Annotated in this window: 8 protein-coding genes; 6 read left to right on the top strand and 2 right to left on the bottom strand. The window is 48.2% G+C overall.

The genetic code is table 11. From position 1 onward, the window contains the following. Nucleotides 1-269: 269 nt before the first annotated feature. Complete coding sequence (locus tag GK108_RS25090; RefSeq protein ID WP_163954325.1) at nt 270-1502, top strand: ROK family transcriptional regulator; 1233 nt, start codon at nt 270-272, stop codon at nt 1500-1502. Between the two features lie 140 nt (nt 1503-1642). Here GK108_RS25090 and GK108_RS25085 read toward each other — a convergent pair whose 3' ends face one another. Further along, on the bottom strand, nt 1643-3832 hold the full coding sequence (locus tag GK108_RS25085; protein ID WP_163954324.1) for a glutamine synthetase III family protein: 2190 nt from the start codon (nt 3830-3832) through the stop codon (nt 1643-1645). Nucleotides 3833-4051: 219 nt separating this feature from the next. On the opposite strand from GK108_RS25085, the gene GK108_RS25080 reads away from it, so the two are divergent. Continuing rightward, on the top strand, nt 4052-5392 hold the full coding sequence (locus GK108_RS25080) for a hypothetical protein (protein WP_163954323.1): 1341 nt from the start codon (nt 4052-4054) through the stop codon (nt 5390-5392). Nucleotides 5393-5462: 70 nt separating this feature from the next. Here GK108_RS25080 and GK108_RS25075 read toward each other — a convergent pair whose 3' ends face one another. After that, nucleotides 5463-6497 carry a glutamine synthetase beta-grasp domain-containing protein gene (locus GK108_RS25075; RefSeq protein WP_163954322.1) on the bottom strand — a complete coding sequence of 345 codons (1035 nt, stop codon included), beginning with the start codon at nt 6495-6497 and terminating at the stop codon, nt 5463-5465. A gap of 769 nt (nt 6498-7266) precedes the next feature. On the opposite strand from GK108_RS25075, the gene GK108_RS25070 reads away from it, so the two are divergent. The 4 genes from GK108_RS25070 (at nt 7267) to eat (ending at nt 16089) form a co-directional block, all read left to right on the top strand. Beyond that, a complete protein-coding gene (locus tag GK108_RS25070) occupies nt 7267-10449 on the top strand; it encodes a SusC/RagA family TonB-linked outer membrane protein (RefSeq protein WP_163954321.1) in 3183 nt (1060 codons plus the stop codon). Between the two features lie 24 nt (nt 10450-10473). After that, on the top strand, nt 10474-12009 hold the full coding sequence (locus GK108_RS25065) for a SusD/RagB family nutrient-binding outer membrane lipoprotein (protein WP_212592882.1): 1536 nt from the start codon (nt 10474-10476) through the stop codon (nt 12007-12009). A gap of 141 nt (nt 12010-12150) precedes the next feature. After that, a complete protein-coding gene (locus tag GK108_RS25060; RefSeq protein WP_163954351.1) occupies nt 12151-14658 on the top strand; it encodes a phosphocholine-specific phospholipase C in 2508 nt (835 codons plus the stop codon). 99 nt (nt 14659-14757) lie between these two features. Further along, nucleotides 14758-16089 carry an ethanolamine permease gene (gene eat / locus GK108_RS25055; RefSeq protein WP_163954319.1) on the top strand — a complete coding sequence of 444 codons (1332 nt, stop codon included), beginning with the start codon at nt 14758-14760 and terminating at the stop codon, nt 16087-16089. The last annotated feature ends 101 nt before the right edge of the window (nt 16090-16190 follow it).

The raw sequence follows: 16190 nt of genomic DNA, 5'->3' as shown, positions 1-16190 counted from the left end.
ACGTGGAAATAAGTGCTTTCCTGTACTGTCCTACTTATTCTGAGAATTCTAAAAAAATCTACCATTCGTTCTCTGATAGATGGATCATAATTTGATTTATTAAAAGGCACGTTTTGGGTTGATAAAATTTTGACTGGCAATTTATAGCAACCGGTTTTATAAATTCTGTTATTTGCTCGTAGTATGTAATTGAAAAAGTTGCCTTTTACCCATAAATCCACCTTCTATTTGGCCCGTTGATGGCCAATCAGACTGTTATTTTACCAATCATGATTTTAGTTGATTCGCTGGAAGACGAGCCCGCTAGTACGCAGTCGGTCGTTGATTATAAAAAGAGACAAAAACAGCGTAAAGTCCTGGCCCATCTCTACGCAGAAGGTACCTGCACCCTGGCCCATCTGGCAAAATTGCTCCATAATAGTGTTCCGTCAGTAACTAACATGGTCGACGAACTGGTGAGACAGGGATGGGTAATGGGAACAGGCATGGCAACTGGAAATAACGGACGGCGACCGGCCCTGTTCAGCCTAAACGTAGCGCAGCAGATAGTAGCCATTCTCGATATCAGCACGCACGATACCAAAATTATATTTATGGATTCGCTACGTACCGTTGTGCATCGCTGCGATTATGATTTAAGACTGGAAGATAATCCAATGTTTCTTACTACGCTCGTTCGTTACTACACAAGCGCGCTGGCCAGTTCGGGCATTGATAGTACTAAAATATTGGGGATAGGTATATCGATGCCTGGTCTGGTCAATGCTCGAAAGGGGCTCAACCTAACGTATAAGAACCTAAGTCAGTCAAATGAATCATTGCCGAACTGGTTTTCGGACCAACTGAAGAAGCCTGTCTATCTGATCAATGACACGAAAGCAACTGTGCTGGGAGAGAGTCGGTTTGGGGGCGCACGCGGCAAAAAGCAGGTGCTGGCTATCAATATCGACTGGGGCGTTGGTCTGGGAATCGTGGTGAACGGTGAAGTTTTTCAGGGAACCAGCGGATTCGCCGGTGAACTAGGCCATATTCAGGTCGACCCCGAAGGCGAATTATGCTATTGTGGTAAAATTGGTTGCCTCAATACAATTACGTCGGCCTTGGCCCTGGTTCGTCGGGTGCAGCGCGATATTGCGGAAGGTCAGGTGTCGAAACTGGCTGTCTTTCGGGATCGGGTCGACCAGATCGATATCGACGAAATAATAAATGCAGCGCATCAGGGCGATTCCTATGCGATCGACGTGCTGCACCAAACCGGTTTCCAGCTCGGAAAAGGACTGGCCGTAGCTATCAGTCTGTTTAATCCCGAAATGATTATTGTAGATGGGGTATTGACGAAAGCCGCTACGTTCATCATCAATACCATTGAGCAGGCGATCAGCAAATATTGCCTGAGCGATTTCCGGGATGACCTTACCATTGAGCTGACCAAACTCGACGGTACCGCTAAGTGGTTAGGTACCCATGCTTACATGATGGAGGATATTTTAGCATCTTACTGAACTTCGTCTGAACCAGGATTTTCAGGATTAAATTGATTTCTAGGATTAGCAATTGAACCATTGTAACACAAAATCCTGGAAATCATTTTAATCCTGAAAATCCTGGTTCAGACGTAATCCTGCTAGGCACCCATGCGGTTTTACTTCACAAACAACAATTCCCGGTATTTCACGAGTGGCCAGTCTTCGTCGTCTACCACTTCTTCGAGTTTATCGACTTCGTAGCGAATAGGGCCGAAGTGGTCTTTCACTTCCGTAGCGTAGAGTCGTGCCCGTTCGGTAGTGTCTGCTACGTTGTTGGCTTTTTTGCGCGATTCAATCATCGCTTCAACTCCTTTTTTAATGACCATTACCCGGGTTGAAATCTCTCGCAGAATATCTTTAATCGGTTCAGCCTCGGCGGTCATGCCTAATTCAACCAGATTACGAGCGGTTTCTGCCAGTTTATTCTGGTATTTCAGGGCGGTTGAAACAACGTGGTTCATAGCCAGATCGCCCATCACCCGCGATTCGATCTGAACCGTTTTGATGTATTTCTCCAGTTCTATTTCGTAGCGGGATTCTACTTCGGCATGGTTCATGACGCCCGTGCGCTCAAAGAGCGCCAACGATTCGGGCAGTACCAGCACACGTAGCGCATCGGGCGATGATTTAATATTAGACAGACCCCGCTGCTCTGCTTCTTCGATCCATTCGTCGGAATAGCCGTTACCTTCGAATAAAATTCGTTTTGAATTCGCGTAGTATTCCTTCAGTATGTCGACAATGGCCAGCTCTTTCTTTTCACCTTTTACCAGACGCTCATCCAGGTCTGTTTTGAATTTATTGAGCTGATCGGCTACAATTGTGTTCAATACCGTCATGGTTGAGGCTGAGTTGGCAGCACTACCAACGGCCCTGAATTCGAATTTGTTGCCGGTGAAGGCAAAGGGAGACGTGCGGTTCCGATCTGTATTATCGCGCATCAGACTCGGAATGCGATTAATGCCGAGCTTGTAATACACGTTATCGCCCTTGTTCACCGTTACTTCCGACTTTGTTTCCAGATCGGTTAGCGCCTGCGTCAGGGTTTCGCCCAGAAAGACCGACATTATAGCTGGAGGGGCTTCGTTAGCGCCCAGACGGTGTTCGTTCCCGGCCGAAGCAATACTGGCTCGCAGCATATCGGCGTTATCATGAACAGCTTTGACTACGTTGACCAAAAACGTCAGGAAACGTAGCGTCTCTTTCGGTTTTGTGCTAGGAGCCAATAGGTTGGCTCCCGTGTTGGTGCCCATCGACCAGTTGTTATGCTTGCCGCTGCCATTGATGCCCGCGAATGGCTTCTCGTGAAAGAGAACCTTCAGGTTATGCTTTTCGGCAATTTTTTCCATCAGGTCCATCAGCAGCGCGTTATGATCGATGGCCAGATTGACCTCCTCAAACGTTGGCGCTACTTCAAACTGACCCGGTGCTACTTCGTTGTGACGCGTCCGAACCGGCATGCCGAGTTTCATGGCTTCGAACTCAAAATCGACCATAAAGGCATTGATACGTGGAGGAATCGAGCCGAAATAATGGTCGTCCAACTGCTGACCACGGGCAGGCTGATGACCAAAAACGGTACGTCCTGCCAGCACCAGATCCGGGCGGGCGTAGAACAAAGCCCGGTCGACCACAAAATATTCCTGTTCGGGGCCAAGGGTTGGGGTAACCTTAGCAATATTCCGATCAAAATACTGCCCGACCGCCGTGGCCGCTTTGTCTAACGCATTAATTGATTTGAGTAGAGGTGTTTTATAATCAAGGGCTTCACCAGTATAGGAAATGAAAACAGAAGGAATACAGAGCGTTTTTCCCCCGGCACCATTGTCCATCAGGAAAGCAGGCGACGACGGGTCCCAGCCAGTATAACCCCGTGCTTCGAACGTATTACGCAGGCCACCGTTCGGAAAGGAAGAGGCATCTGGTTCCTGCTGAACAAGGGCACTTCCCTTGAATTTTTCGATGGCTTTTCCATCGATCGTAATATCGAAAAAAGCATCGTGTTTTTCGGCTGTTTCGCCCGTTAGTGGCTGAAACCAGTGCGTATAGTGCGTAGCACCTTTAGAGGTTGCCCATGACTTCATAGCACTGGCTACTTCGTCGGCAATGGTACGATCAATTTGTCCGTTGGTTTGAATCGCTTCCGTTACTTTAAGATAAGCCTCCGGCGATAGGAGGGCTCGCATTACTTCGCTATTGAACGTGTTGCTTCCAAAAAAATCACCAACTCGTTCGGTGGGCGCAATTACAGGTACAGCCTGTCGGCTTTGGGCAATCTCAAGTGCTTTAAAACGAAAATTGCTCATTGGCTGGTCTACGTGGTTTTGGGTTGAAAAATTTGCCAAACATACACGGCTTCGTGAATATTCCAACGTAACGGCTAATATGCTACGTTACCGACTCGATTTTCCTGCCGAAATCATTGTCTCAAAATCCGTTTTGCGTAGCTTTTGATACGTATCACGTAGGCCAGTTTCATAAGGTCACATCTACTTTTGCGGTGAACAATAAACGCAATTAATACGATGAACCTGAAACATTATCTAATGCTGGGCCTGGCAATTATTGCCTCATTCACCGCCTGTAAGCACGACCCTGCCGATATAGGCGAACCCATTATCGATCCTCCATACAATGACAACGAAACGTTCCCCGTTGGCAATCCTACCGGCCCACTAACATCGTTTACCGTTACGTCGGCCGGTGGCGAACTCTCCTCGCTCGACCGGACACTAACGCTACGTATCCCAGCTGGCGCCGTTGATAAGCCAACAAAAATCTCGATACAAACCGTGGAGTCTACCTGTCCGGGAGGTATTGGCAAAAGCGTTCGTTTGCTTCCTCACGATATCCAATTTGCCAAACCCGTAACCATCCAATTCTCGTATGCAGCCCAAAAAGATTCTATCAATCTGGCCAGCGCGTTGAGTCTGGCGTATCAGAACGAAAAAGGTGTCTGGAATCTGGCCTTAAAACGAGTGGTCGATGAAGCTACGCAAACGGTAAAGGTTGCTACTACGCACTTTAGCGACTGGACGATTGCCTCGGCGGTCAGAATGGTTCCACACATAGCTTCATTGTCTGAAAAGCAGGAGCGTACATTCCGATTGATACATTACACAAAAATTAATTCGTACGAAGAGTTTGCTGACCTCATTTCGCTCGATGACGATCTTACTCCGCTTGTTCAGCCTAACGTACGGGTCATTTATGAAGGCAGACCACTGGATAGTAACTATAGTAAGTTGGCCAAATGGGAAATTAACAGTCTGGAAACTAATGCTGAAATCGGCGATATTTATCCGGATGCGAACTCAGCAAGTGCGCGCTATACATCACCAGCCTTTATTCCGCACCCTATTGATCTGGGCGTATCGGCCGCTTTCAACACGCAGCGAGGCAAAGTTATCTTCGTAGCGAACGTAACATTAACCCCAAAAAATGCACTCGTTTATCGAATTGGCGGTGGAAGCTGGAAAACAATTCAGGACGTGTTTGTTCGGAAAGTCAAAGGCGAATTTCTAATCGGCGGTTATGATCCAGCAACACAGGTTGGTATTCATTTCGTTTGGACAGGTAATGCCGGTACGTATCAATGGGTTGAACGAGACAAAAATCCGGTCGGCTTTGCCCTGAGCGATATAGGTAATAATGATCACTATCAATCTGGTTATACAACGGCAGAGGGGCGTTTCGACAGTGGAGGATCGCTGGTGATCACTAAAGTGGGGAATATAAACGACGTGATCAGCGGGAAGTTTAGCGTACAGCCAACGGGGCTCGCAAAGATTGGAGAACCCAAAGCGCTCATCGGCCCTGTCGTGGACGGTTATTTTACGCTAACCCGATTGCCGGATTCAAATTGATTTTACTTGTCATGCAAAAGCCGCTCCGATTTTCGGAGCGGCTTTTGCATGATCTATTTTATTTAACAGCCTACGCTTCTACAGCTTCTGCGTCTTTCACCGTTTTGATGATGATGGCCGCTACTTTGTAAGGATCAGCCGCCGAGTTTGGACGACGATCTTCCAGCCAGCCTTTCCAGCCGCGTTCTACCGTAGCGATAGGGATACGGATCGAAGCACCACGGTCAGAAACACCATACGAGAATTGATCGATCGATTGTGTTTCGTGTTTGCCGGTCAGACGCATCTGGTTGTCAGCTCCGTATACATCGATACAAGCTTTGATGATTTCAGGCGTTTTGCCGAAACCTTCGCAGATTTTATCGTATACTTCTTTGCTGCCAGCCGTACGTAGCGTCGTGTTCGAGAAGTTAGCGTGCATACCTGAACCATTCCAGTCGGTATCGCCCAGTGGCTTACAGTGCCAGTTGATTGAGATACCGTATTTTTCACCGATACGCTCCAGAATGTAACGAGCAACCCAGATCTGGTCGCCAGCTTCTTTAGCACCTTTCGCGAAGATCTGGAATTCCCACTGACCCGTTGCTACTTCAGCATTGATACCTTCTACGTTCAGACCTGCATCCAGGCAAGCATCCAAATGTTCTTCAACGATATAACGGCCATATGCGTTTTTAGCACCTACTGAACAGTAGTATGGGCCTTGTCCGCGTTTGGGGAAACCTTCCGCCGGGAACCCTAGTGGTTTGTCGATTGATTCGTCCCACAGGAAATACTCCTGCTCGAAGCCAAACCAGAAGTCGTTATCGTCATCTTGAATGGTTGCGCGACCGTTTGTTTCATGGGGAGTACCATCGGCATTCAGTACTTCGCACATAACGAGGTAGCCGTTTTTGCGCTGTGGGTCTGAACAAACGAAAACGGGTTTCAGCAGACAGTCTGACGAACCACCCGGAGCCTGTTCGGTCGAAGAGCCATCAAATGACCACATGGGGCAATCTTCCAGTTTGCCCGAGAAATCATTTTCGATTTTTGTCTTAGAACGTAAGCTTTGGGTGGGCTTGTAGCCATCGAGCCAAATGTACTCTAACTTCGACTTTGCCATGATATACAGGTGGATTGTATTGAGATACGGGTTTTGTTACGAACTTTTGGCAAATATAGAATGACGTAACAATAAATTCTTAATGTCCTCTGCCACCCAAACCGTATTTCTTATGGATTTTGTGGAAATGTTATATTTTAAATTTGTTTGGTACCGTATTTGGCGATATTTTTCTAGAAAAACTTAAAGAATTATTATTGGTATAATAAGTCCCTAGAAAGGCTGTTTTTTTCAGTTATAGCTTTAAAAAACAAAGCTATATAGTCATAAGAATACGATTTTGCGATTTTCTTCTATTAATAGGAACCCTTTTTCAATTGATTATCTCGGTCAAAAAGCCCATACTTTCCAGTACAGCTCCATCTGCTGATTTAAAGGTTTGTGAAATTTCTGTATACAATATTAAATTCTGAATAATCATTATTTTTAGGTATATAATACTGGAAAATATATTTTATTTTGCGCAAACGTTTGCATTGGCTCTGTGGGCATCTTTTTGCCCTAAACTAGTGGCCTAAAGCATTCCAATCGTCGGTTTACTATTGAGCACAGCTTAATACTGCGTTAATTTTAGCCGCTAATTTCACCGTATATAGCGCTACCTTGCCTATGATAAAATCAGATTTCTACTCTCCACGCTGGCTTTCTGACCTCCGACCCGATGCTACAGACTACTTAGTATTACTTACTTGAATAGTAGAATAGTCTGATTCTGTTGCATTGCCGTATTACTCTCATATTTACTTTCTCAAATTTACCATTCTGCTTTATGACGCATCATCTACGTATGTGTGTGACAGGCTGGGGAATAACCCGTTTCGGGGGTGTTTCTCTGAGCCTGTTCATGGCCTGCCTGTTTTCCACTGTTATCTGTGCGTATAGCGCACCAGTCCGCATACCCACAGCAGACGTAACAACTGCCGACATCACAGTAACTGGAGTTGTCAATGACGCCAAAACAAATACGCCTTTGCCGGGTGTAAACGTAACGATTAAAGGAACCACTCGCGGAGCAACTACCGATGCGCAGGGGAAATACCGGGTTGTCGTAAAAGGAGCCTCTGACGTACTGGTTTTCTCCTTCATCGGCTACATAAACAAAGAAGAAACGGTTGGCAATCGTACGGAGATCAACGTAAAGATGGCCGATGACCAGAAGCAACTCGATGAAGTAGTCGTGACGGCCCTCGGCGTAAAGCGCGAAGAACGGGCATTGGGTTACGCGGTTCAGAAAGTATCGGGTAATACGTTGCAAACCGTTAAAGGAGTCAATGCCGCTACGTCGCTGACGGGGCGTGTGGCCGGGCTTTGGGTCAGAAACAGTACCGAGTTCAACGAAGCACCAAAACTTGAGTTGAGGGGCGAAACACCATTACTGGTGATTGATGGGGTCCCTTATGGCAACATGAGTATCGGGAATATTCCGCAGGACGATATCGAAAGTATCGACGTACTGAAAGGGCCAACGGCAGCGGCTTTGTATGGCTCGCGCGGGGGCAGCGGAGCCATTATCGTGACAACCAAGCGGGGCGCTAATGGTAAAGGACTGACTGTTACGGTGAATAGCAACAACATGGTCAACGCTGGTTTTCTGATGTTGCCCGAAGTGCAGCATTCCTACAGTGCTGGTCTGGGTGGTGTCTATGACCCAACTGATTACGTATGGGGCCAGAAACTCGACATTGGAAAACGGGCTATGCAGTGGAATCCGATCTCGAAACAAATGGAAGATATGGAGCTGACCTCGCGGGGCAAAAATAACTTCCGGGATTTTCTGGTGCCGGGTATGGTATCGAACAACAACATTAGCCTGGCGCAAAGTGGCGAAAATGGTAGTTTTCGCGTATCGCTGAACCATATCTACAATAAAGGTCAGTATCCTAATCTTCAGGCCAATGCGTTGAATTTCTCCATATCGGGCGAGATGAAAGTAGGGGATAAGTTTACCTTGTCGAGCCAGGCAGGGTATAACCGGAAAACGGCTCCGCAGATTTTTGGTAGTGGTTATACGGCGCAGGGCTATATCTACAATATCCTGGTCTGGATGGGACCCGAATATGATTTGAGTCTGTACAAGGACAATTATTGGCTGATTCCGAACGAGCAGCAGAACTGGCATTACAAAGCCTGGTACGATAACCCCTATCTGATGGCGTATGAAAAACTGAACGGGATTGAGCAAAACAAGGTAAACACCAACCTGACCGCTACGTATACGCCATTCCCTGGCGCTAAAGTTATTGTTCGTCCGGGTCTGGATATGTTCTTTAACAACGAAACAAGACGGAATCCGCCCAATATCCTGTCAACGCGCGGCTGGGTAGCCAATGGTCTTTATTCCATCGATCAACGGAATGGCTATAGCTTCAACGGCGACGCTTTACTGACCTACAACAAAACGGTTGGTAAGCTGGATATCGATGCCTTGGTAGGAGGAACTATTTTCTCGTATAACAACAAAGAATTATACAGTGCCACTCGTGGTGGGATTGTCGTTCCAGGTTATTACTCGCTTAACAACTCCATCGAGCGGCCAGACGTGATCGTAAATCCAAACCCATCGTCGCAGGAATCGCTCTTTACAATTACTGATGGCACACCGTACGGGAAAAAGCAAGTGAATAGCTTATATGGTAAACTGACGTTGGGTTATCTTAACAGCCTGTTTCTCGACGTAACGGGACGTAACGACTGGAGTTCGACCATGCCCGTAAGTTCACGATCATACTTCTATCCGTCGGTGGGAGGTAGTGTCGTCATGAGCGAATTTATCAAGATGCCCAATTGGCTCGATTTCCTGAAATTACGCGGTTCCTGGACGCTCTCAAAAAAGGATCTGGGTGTGTATGCAACCAACCAGACGTACTCAACCACCACTGCTGACTGGGACAATCTGAACTCGGCTGCATATCCGCTTACCATTCGGAACAGCACCGTAAATCCAGAAACAAACCGGACCTGGGAAATTGGTACGTCGGCTTATTTCTGGGGCAAGCGTCTGAAACTCGATGTAGCCTATTTCAACAAGTATAACTACAATATTCAGCGTTCGGCCACGGTGTCGTCGGCTTCCGGCTTCACCTCAACGCTGATCAATACGAAAGAAAGCTACGTTCGCCGTGGTCTGGAAGTAACCTTGGATGCTACGGTGATCAAGCGGGGAAATTTCCAGTGGGATGCTACCGCCAACTATTCCTTTCAGCACCGCTATTTCAAGGAGCTGGACCCGGTTTATTCGGCTAATAACCTATGGACCCAGGTTGGTGGACGGGTCGATACGTATACGGGCCGTACCTGGGTGACCGACCGTTCTGGCAATGTGGTGCATCAGGCCAATGGATTGCCGCTGGCCAGCAACTATAACTACCTGTATGGTTATACCGATCCCGACGCAATTTTGGGCCTTGCCAATTCATTGCGGTATAAGGATTTCCAGATCGGTCTCCGCTTCGATGGTCGTGTGGGCGGTTACCTGAACAATTACAGCGCCTACAAAATGTGGGATACCGGCTCGCATCCCGATAGCGACAATCAATGGCGCTACGATGAGGTCGTGAACGGTCTGAAAAATTACGTTGGTCAGGGGGTAAAAGTGACCGGCGGGGCTGTTACGTATGACAACTATGGTCAGATTACCAGCGATACGCGCGAGTTTGCGCCCAACGATACCAAGGTGTCGTATCAGACCTACGCCCGTACCTACGGCGATGGCACACGTGGCGTAACGAATGCTACGTTCATAAAACTGCGCGAAGTATCGATTGGCTACACCTTGCCAAGCGCTATTGCCAGCCGGATCGGGGCTCGGTCGGCCAGCGTTTCCATCACTGGTCAGAACGTCTGGATGTGGGCTAAAGCATTCCGGTACGCCGATCCTGACAAAGCCGACGATACGCAGCTTACGTCGCCTTCGGTTCGCTACGTAGGGGCCAATCTCCAACTGACTTTTTAATTGACCGCAAGACAGATATTTCGGATGAAAACAACGGTTAAACAATACATTCTTGCTGGTCTGGTCGTACTATCATCAGCCAGTTGCTCTCACTTCGACGAGATTAATTCAAACCCCGACGCGGCCGTCAATGCTACGGCCCCCATGTTGGCTACCAAGCTGATTCTCAACGTAACGGATGAGACCATCAGCTCGCAGAAAACGTTCATGCAGCCGTTTATGCTGGGCAAAACGATTCTGTATACTGAATTTGCGGAACCTCAGCAATATAACGATCTGGGCCGCACCAGCTATGACGTAGTGCCGGTGCTGACCAATGTCGAAAAAATGCTGAAATACGCCGAAACTAGTTCTGCGAAGGATTCATACACGGCGTTGGGGGCTTTTATTCGGGCCTGGAAATTTTTCAATCTGACCATGCGCGTTGGCGATATTCCGTATACCAATGCGTTGAAAGGGGAATCGGGTACGATTGCACCGACTTATGATACGCAGAAACAGGTGTTTCAGGGTATTCTGAACGAATTGGATCAGGCCAATACACTCTTTGCGAAGGGAATCAAATTCGATGGCGACCCCATTTACGGGGGCGATGCCGCCAAATGGCGGAAACTGGTCAATACGTTCGAATTGCACGTACTGCTCAATCTGTACAAAAAAACCGGTGATGCCGATCTGAAAGTCGTTGATCGGTTCAAGGAAATTGTGGCCAGCCGACCGATTTTTACGAGCAACGCCGATAATTTTCAACTGATCTATTCCGATAAAGCGGGTCAGCGGTATCCATTCCACAAGCTGGGCAATCCATCCATTATCTACACTATGGTGTCCAGTACGTTGATCGATAAACTGAAAACGATGGACGACCGTCGGTTGTATTATTACGCGAATCCGTCGCCCGTTCAGATCACAAAAGGAAAAGCGGTGAACGATCCAACTGCCTACATCGGAACCGATCCATCGATGGCCTATGCGGATGTCAGTAAAATCTACGCGACCAAAGACTATTCGAACGTCAACAGCCGCTACATGGAGTTGCCCGGTGGTGAGCCGGTTTATCTGATGAGTTATGCGCAACTAAAATTTATGCTGGCCGAAGCTACGGTTCGCAACTGGATTTCGGGAACGCCCGCTGCTACGTATTACTCGGATGGCATAACGGCCGCCATGACCTTTACGATGACCAATACGCCAAACGATCCGCTGTATCATCATAACATGCCGATTACCGCCGATTATATTGCCAGCTACGTAGCATCCGATAAAGTTAAACTGGCTGGTACGTCGGAGAAGCAGATTGAGCAGATTCAGACGCAGCGGTTTATTAGTACGTTCCTGCAATCGCCCTACGATGCGTTTTTCGAAAATCGCCGGACGGGTTATCCTGCGTTTCCGGTCAATCCGGCTTCGAACGTGAACGTGCCGGGCGATAAGCTGCCGGTTCGGTGGCTGTATCCACAGAGCGAACTGGATTACAACGGTACCAACGTTAAACAGGCCCTAACGTCGCAGTTCAACGGTAACGACAATACCAACGAATTGATGTGGATTTTGAAGTAATGTTTTCATAATAGAGGAGGAGTTCTGGATGCAGGGCCTTTCCTCTATTTTTGACTAGTCGTTAGGAAAAAGATCGCATAACGACGTAACTTCAACCAATTAGATGTAACGACGTAACTTATCGGTATGTCAGCGTATAGTATGGATTCCAGACGTGATTTTCTCAAAAAAGCCGCTCTTCTATCAGCCAGTTTTCCGGGTATCCTGCCCGAATCGATCCAGAAAGCATTTGCCATTGATCCACAACCTGGCACTACGTATCTGGATGCAGAACACGTAGTGATTCTGATGCAGGAAAACCGGTCGTTCGATCATACCTATGGTATGCTTCAGGGCGTTCGTGGTTTTAACGATCCCCGAGCTATTGATCTGCCATCCCGGAATAAAGTGTGGTTGCAGACCAACAAAGCCAATGAAACCTACGCGCCGTTTCGCCTGAATCTGAAGGATTCTAAATCGACATGGATGAGTTCGTTGCCGCACTCCTGGGAAAACCAGGTCGATGCGCGCAATAATGGGCGAATGGACGGCTGGCTCGACGCCAAAAAATCGGGCAACAAAGCGTATTCGAAAATGCCGCTGACCCTTGGGTATTACAACCGCGAGGACCTGCCGTTCTATTATGCGCTGGCCGACGCGTTTACGGTATGCGACCAGAATTTCTGCTCATCGCTGACCGGAACAACGCCCAACCGATTGTATTTCTGGACGGGATCGCTGCGTGACCCCCGCGATCCTAAAGCGATGGCCAACGTACGTAACGAAAACGTTGACTATGAGCGCGAAGTGAGCTGGACTACGTTCCCCGAGCGCCTGGAGGATTTGGGTATTTCGTGGCAGATTTATCAGAATGAAATCAGCCTGCCAACGGGTTTCGAAGGCGAAGAAGATAGCTGGCTCGGCAATTTTACCGACAACCCGATTGAGTGGTTTTCACAGCATCGGGTTCGTTTCCACCCGGCCTATTATCCGTTCATTCAAAAGATGGAGAAAGAGCTTCCCGGCAAGATTCAATTGCTGGACGAGAAGCTAAAAGCTATGCCGGAAAACGACAAGGAATATGCGCGTACCAAACGGGAACTGGGCTATTGGCAGCACTGGCTGGAGTTGGTAAAGAAAGATCTGGTTGACTATACGCCGGAGAAGTTCAAACAACTATCGCAGCGGGATAAAAATCTGTGTGAGAAGGCGTTTACGTCTAATGTCAACGACCCCGATTATCGGACGCTGGCGACATTAACCTATCAGGATGGTGATGTGAAACGGGAGATGCAAGTGCCGAAAGGCGACGTACTGCATCAGTTCCGGAGTGACGTAAAGAACGGCAAACTGCCGACTGTTTCGTGGCTGATAGCGCCCGAAAACTTCTCTGATCATCCGGGTGCACCCTGGTATGGAGCGTGGTATATTTCGGAAGTGATGGATATTCTGACGCAAAACCCGGATGTCTGGAAGAAAACGATCTTTATTCTGGCCTACGATGAGAACGATGGTTATTTCGATCACGTATCGCCATTCGTACCAGCTCATCCCGATCAGCCAGAAACGGGTAAGACCAGCAAAGGTATCGATACGCGGCTGGAGTTTGTTTCGGCCGAACAGGAAAACAAGCGCCCAAACAAAGGACGTACCGGACCCATCGGTTTAGGCTTCCGCGTTCCCCTGGTGATTGCATCGCCCTGGAGCCGTGGCGGTTACGTTTGTTCGGAGGTGTTCGATCATACGTCGACGCTACAGTTTCTGGAGAAGTTTCTGAGCCACAAAAAAGGGAAGAACGTAGAAGAAACGAATATCAGCACCTGGCGTCGGGCCGTTTGCGGTGATCTGACATCAGCGTTCCGACCGTATCAGGGCGAAAAAATTAAACTGCCGACTTTTGTTGCCAGGGATGCGTTTTACGAAAGCATTCACAAGGCTCAGTTTAAGCCGGTTCCGTCGGGGTATAAAGCCTTCAGTTCGGACGAAATTCGTCAGATCAACCAGGACCCGGTGGCCTCAGCGAATATTCCGAATCAGGAAAAAGGAATGCGTCCGGCCAATGCGCTGCCGTATGAACTATACGCTGATGGACGCCTGGTTGGGAATCAGTTTACGCTCACGATGGCGGCCCGGAATGAGGTGTTTGGTAAACAGGCGCTGAGTGCTCCTTTTCAGGTTTATGAGATGCTGAACGACGACGTAACGCTACGTTCCTATACGGTGGTAGCGGGCGATCAGCTCAGCGATGGCTGGGCATCAGATAAACCCTACCAGCTGCGCGTATACGGGCCGAATGGATTTTATCGGGAGTTTAAAGGAGGAGCCGAAAACCCGCCCGTTGAGATCTCCTGCGAGTACGAACGTGATGCGAAAAAGCAGTTTACCGGGAACATACTAGTCCGGCTCAAAAATACCGATGCGCAGCGGACATACCCAATTCAGCTAACCGACAACGCCTATCGTGGCAAAGGCGAGCAAAAAGTACTGGATAAGGCCGGTACAAAAGGGGCGCAGCAAACCATTACGTTAAATCTGAAGAACAGCCATAACTGGTATGATTTCAGTGTAAAAGTAGCTGGCTTCGATACGTTTGCACAGCAATATGCCGGTCGTGTAGAAACCGGTAAAGCTGGCTACACTGACCCGTTGATGGGTGGAATGATTGTGTAAATTTTTCGACAGGATTCACCGGATGGGCAGGATTTTTATAATCAAAAAAGAAGAGATAGAATCCTGTACATCCGGTGAGTCCTGTCAACTAAAACCAAAATGACGGATAAACAGCCTGAGTTAAAGAAAGCATTGAAGCCTATTCATTTATGGGCTATTGGCGTTGGTTTAGTGATCTCAGGCGAATACTTTGGTTGGAACTACGGCTGGGGTGTAGCCGGAACGGTTGGGCTATTGATTGCCGCCCTGCTGATTACGGTTCTCTATTTTACCTTTATTTTCAGCTTTACCGAACTGACAACCGCCATCCCGAATGCGGGTGGTCCGTTTGCCTATGCCTTCAAAGCATTCGGGCCGGTAGGGGCGTTGATTGCAGGTTACGCAACGGTGATTGAGTTTTTGTTTGCGACACCTGCCATTGCTCTGGCGTTGGGCAGCTACGTTCATTTTCTCTATCCGTCCATACCGGTTGTGCTATGTTCGGTGCTCTCATTCGCCGTTTTTACCCTTATCAATCTGTTGGGCATACAGGAAGCCGCCTGGTTTTCGCTCATCATGACCTTGATTGCCATTGCCGAACTGCTGCTGTTTATGGGCGTCGTGTTTCCGCATACAAACATCGATACGTTCCTGCATAATCCTATGCCATTTGGCTGGAGTGGTGTTTTTGCGGCTTTACCGTTTGCGATCTGGCTATTTGTGTGTCTGGAAGGCGTAGCGATGGTAGCTGAAGAGGTCGAAGACCAGAAAAATGCCATTGCCAAAGGCTATATTTCGGCGGTATCGACCATTGCCTTTCTGGCAATTACGGTTATGGTCAGTGTTGGCGGCATTACCAATTGGGAAAATCTGGATCATCTCGACTACCCCATGCCCGAAGCGGTCGCCATTGTTCTCGGTCGGCAGAATCCCCTGACCCGGTTCTTCGCCAGCGTTGGGTTATTTGGCCTGATTGCGTCGTTTCATGGGATCATTATCAGCTATTCCCGGCAGATTTTTGCACTGGCACGTAGCGGTTATTTGCCACACGTATTGTCGCGTGTTAGCCGAACCCGTCAGGTACCTTATCTGGCTCTGCTGGCTGGGGCTATCTTCGGTATTCTGGCGTTGGTATTGCTCGATACCAGTAAGCTGGTTGTGTTGTCGACGATTGGCGCTGTAGTGGTTTATATCATTAGTATGCTGGCCTTATTCCGGCTTCGGCAAACCCACCCTACAATGCCCCGGTCGTTTAAAGCGCCTTTCTATCCGGTTTTCCCGGCGATTGCTTTGCTGTTGGCCATTGTTGCCCTGGTCGCTATGGTGTATTTTTATAGTTGGCTGAGTCTATTGTTTTTCAGTGGTTTTGTGATCGTGTCCGGGTTGTTCTATATCACGGGTCAGTATAAAAAGAGTATGCAGGACTGGGAGACGGAAACCGCTGCCAGTTGATGTTGCGATTGATCTTTGACAAACCGGGCCGTCGGGTGGTTCAAAACTTTGTCAAAGATGATCGGTAAACTATCAGTATCTCTCCAACTCCTCCCCCGTAA

It is taken from the genome of Spirosoma terrae (assembly GCF_010435915.1).
In the GTDB taxonomy this organism is placed as follows: domain Bacteria; phylum Bacteroidota; class Bacteroidia; order Cytophagales; family Spirosomataceae; genus Spirosoma; species Spirosoma terrae.
Note: the sequence above shows the minus strand (reverse complement) of the source record. Positions and strands in the feature narration are given on the sequence as shown.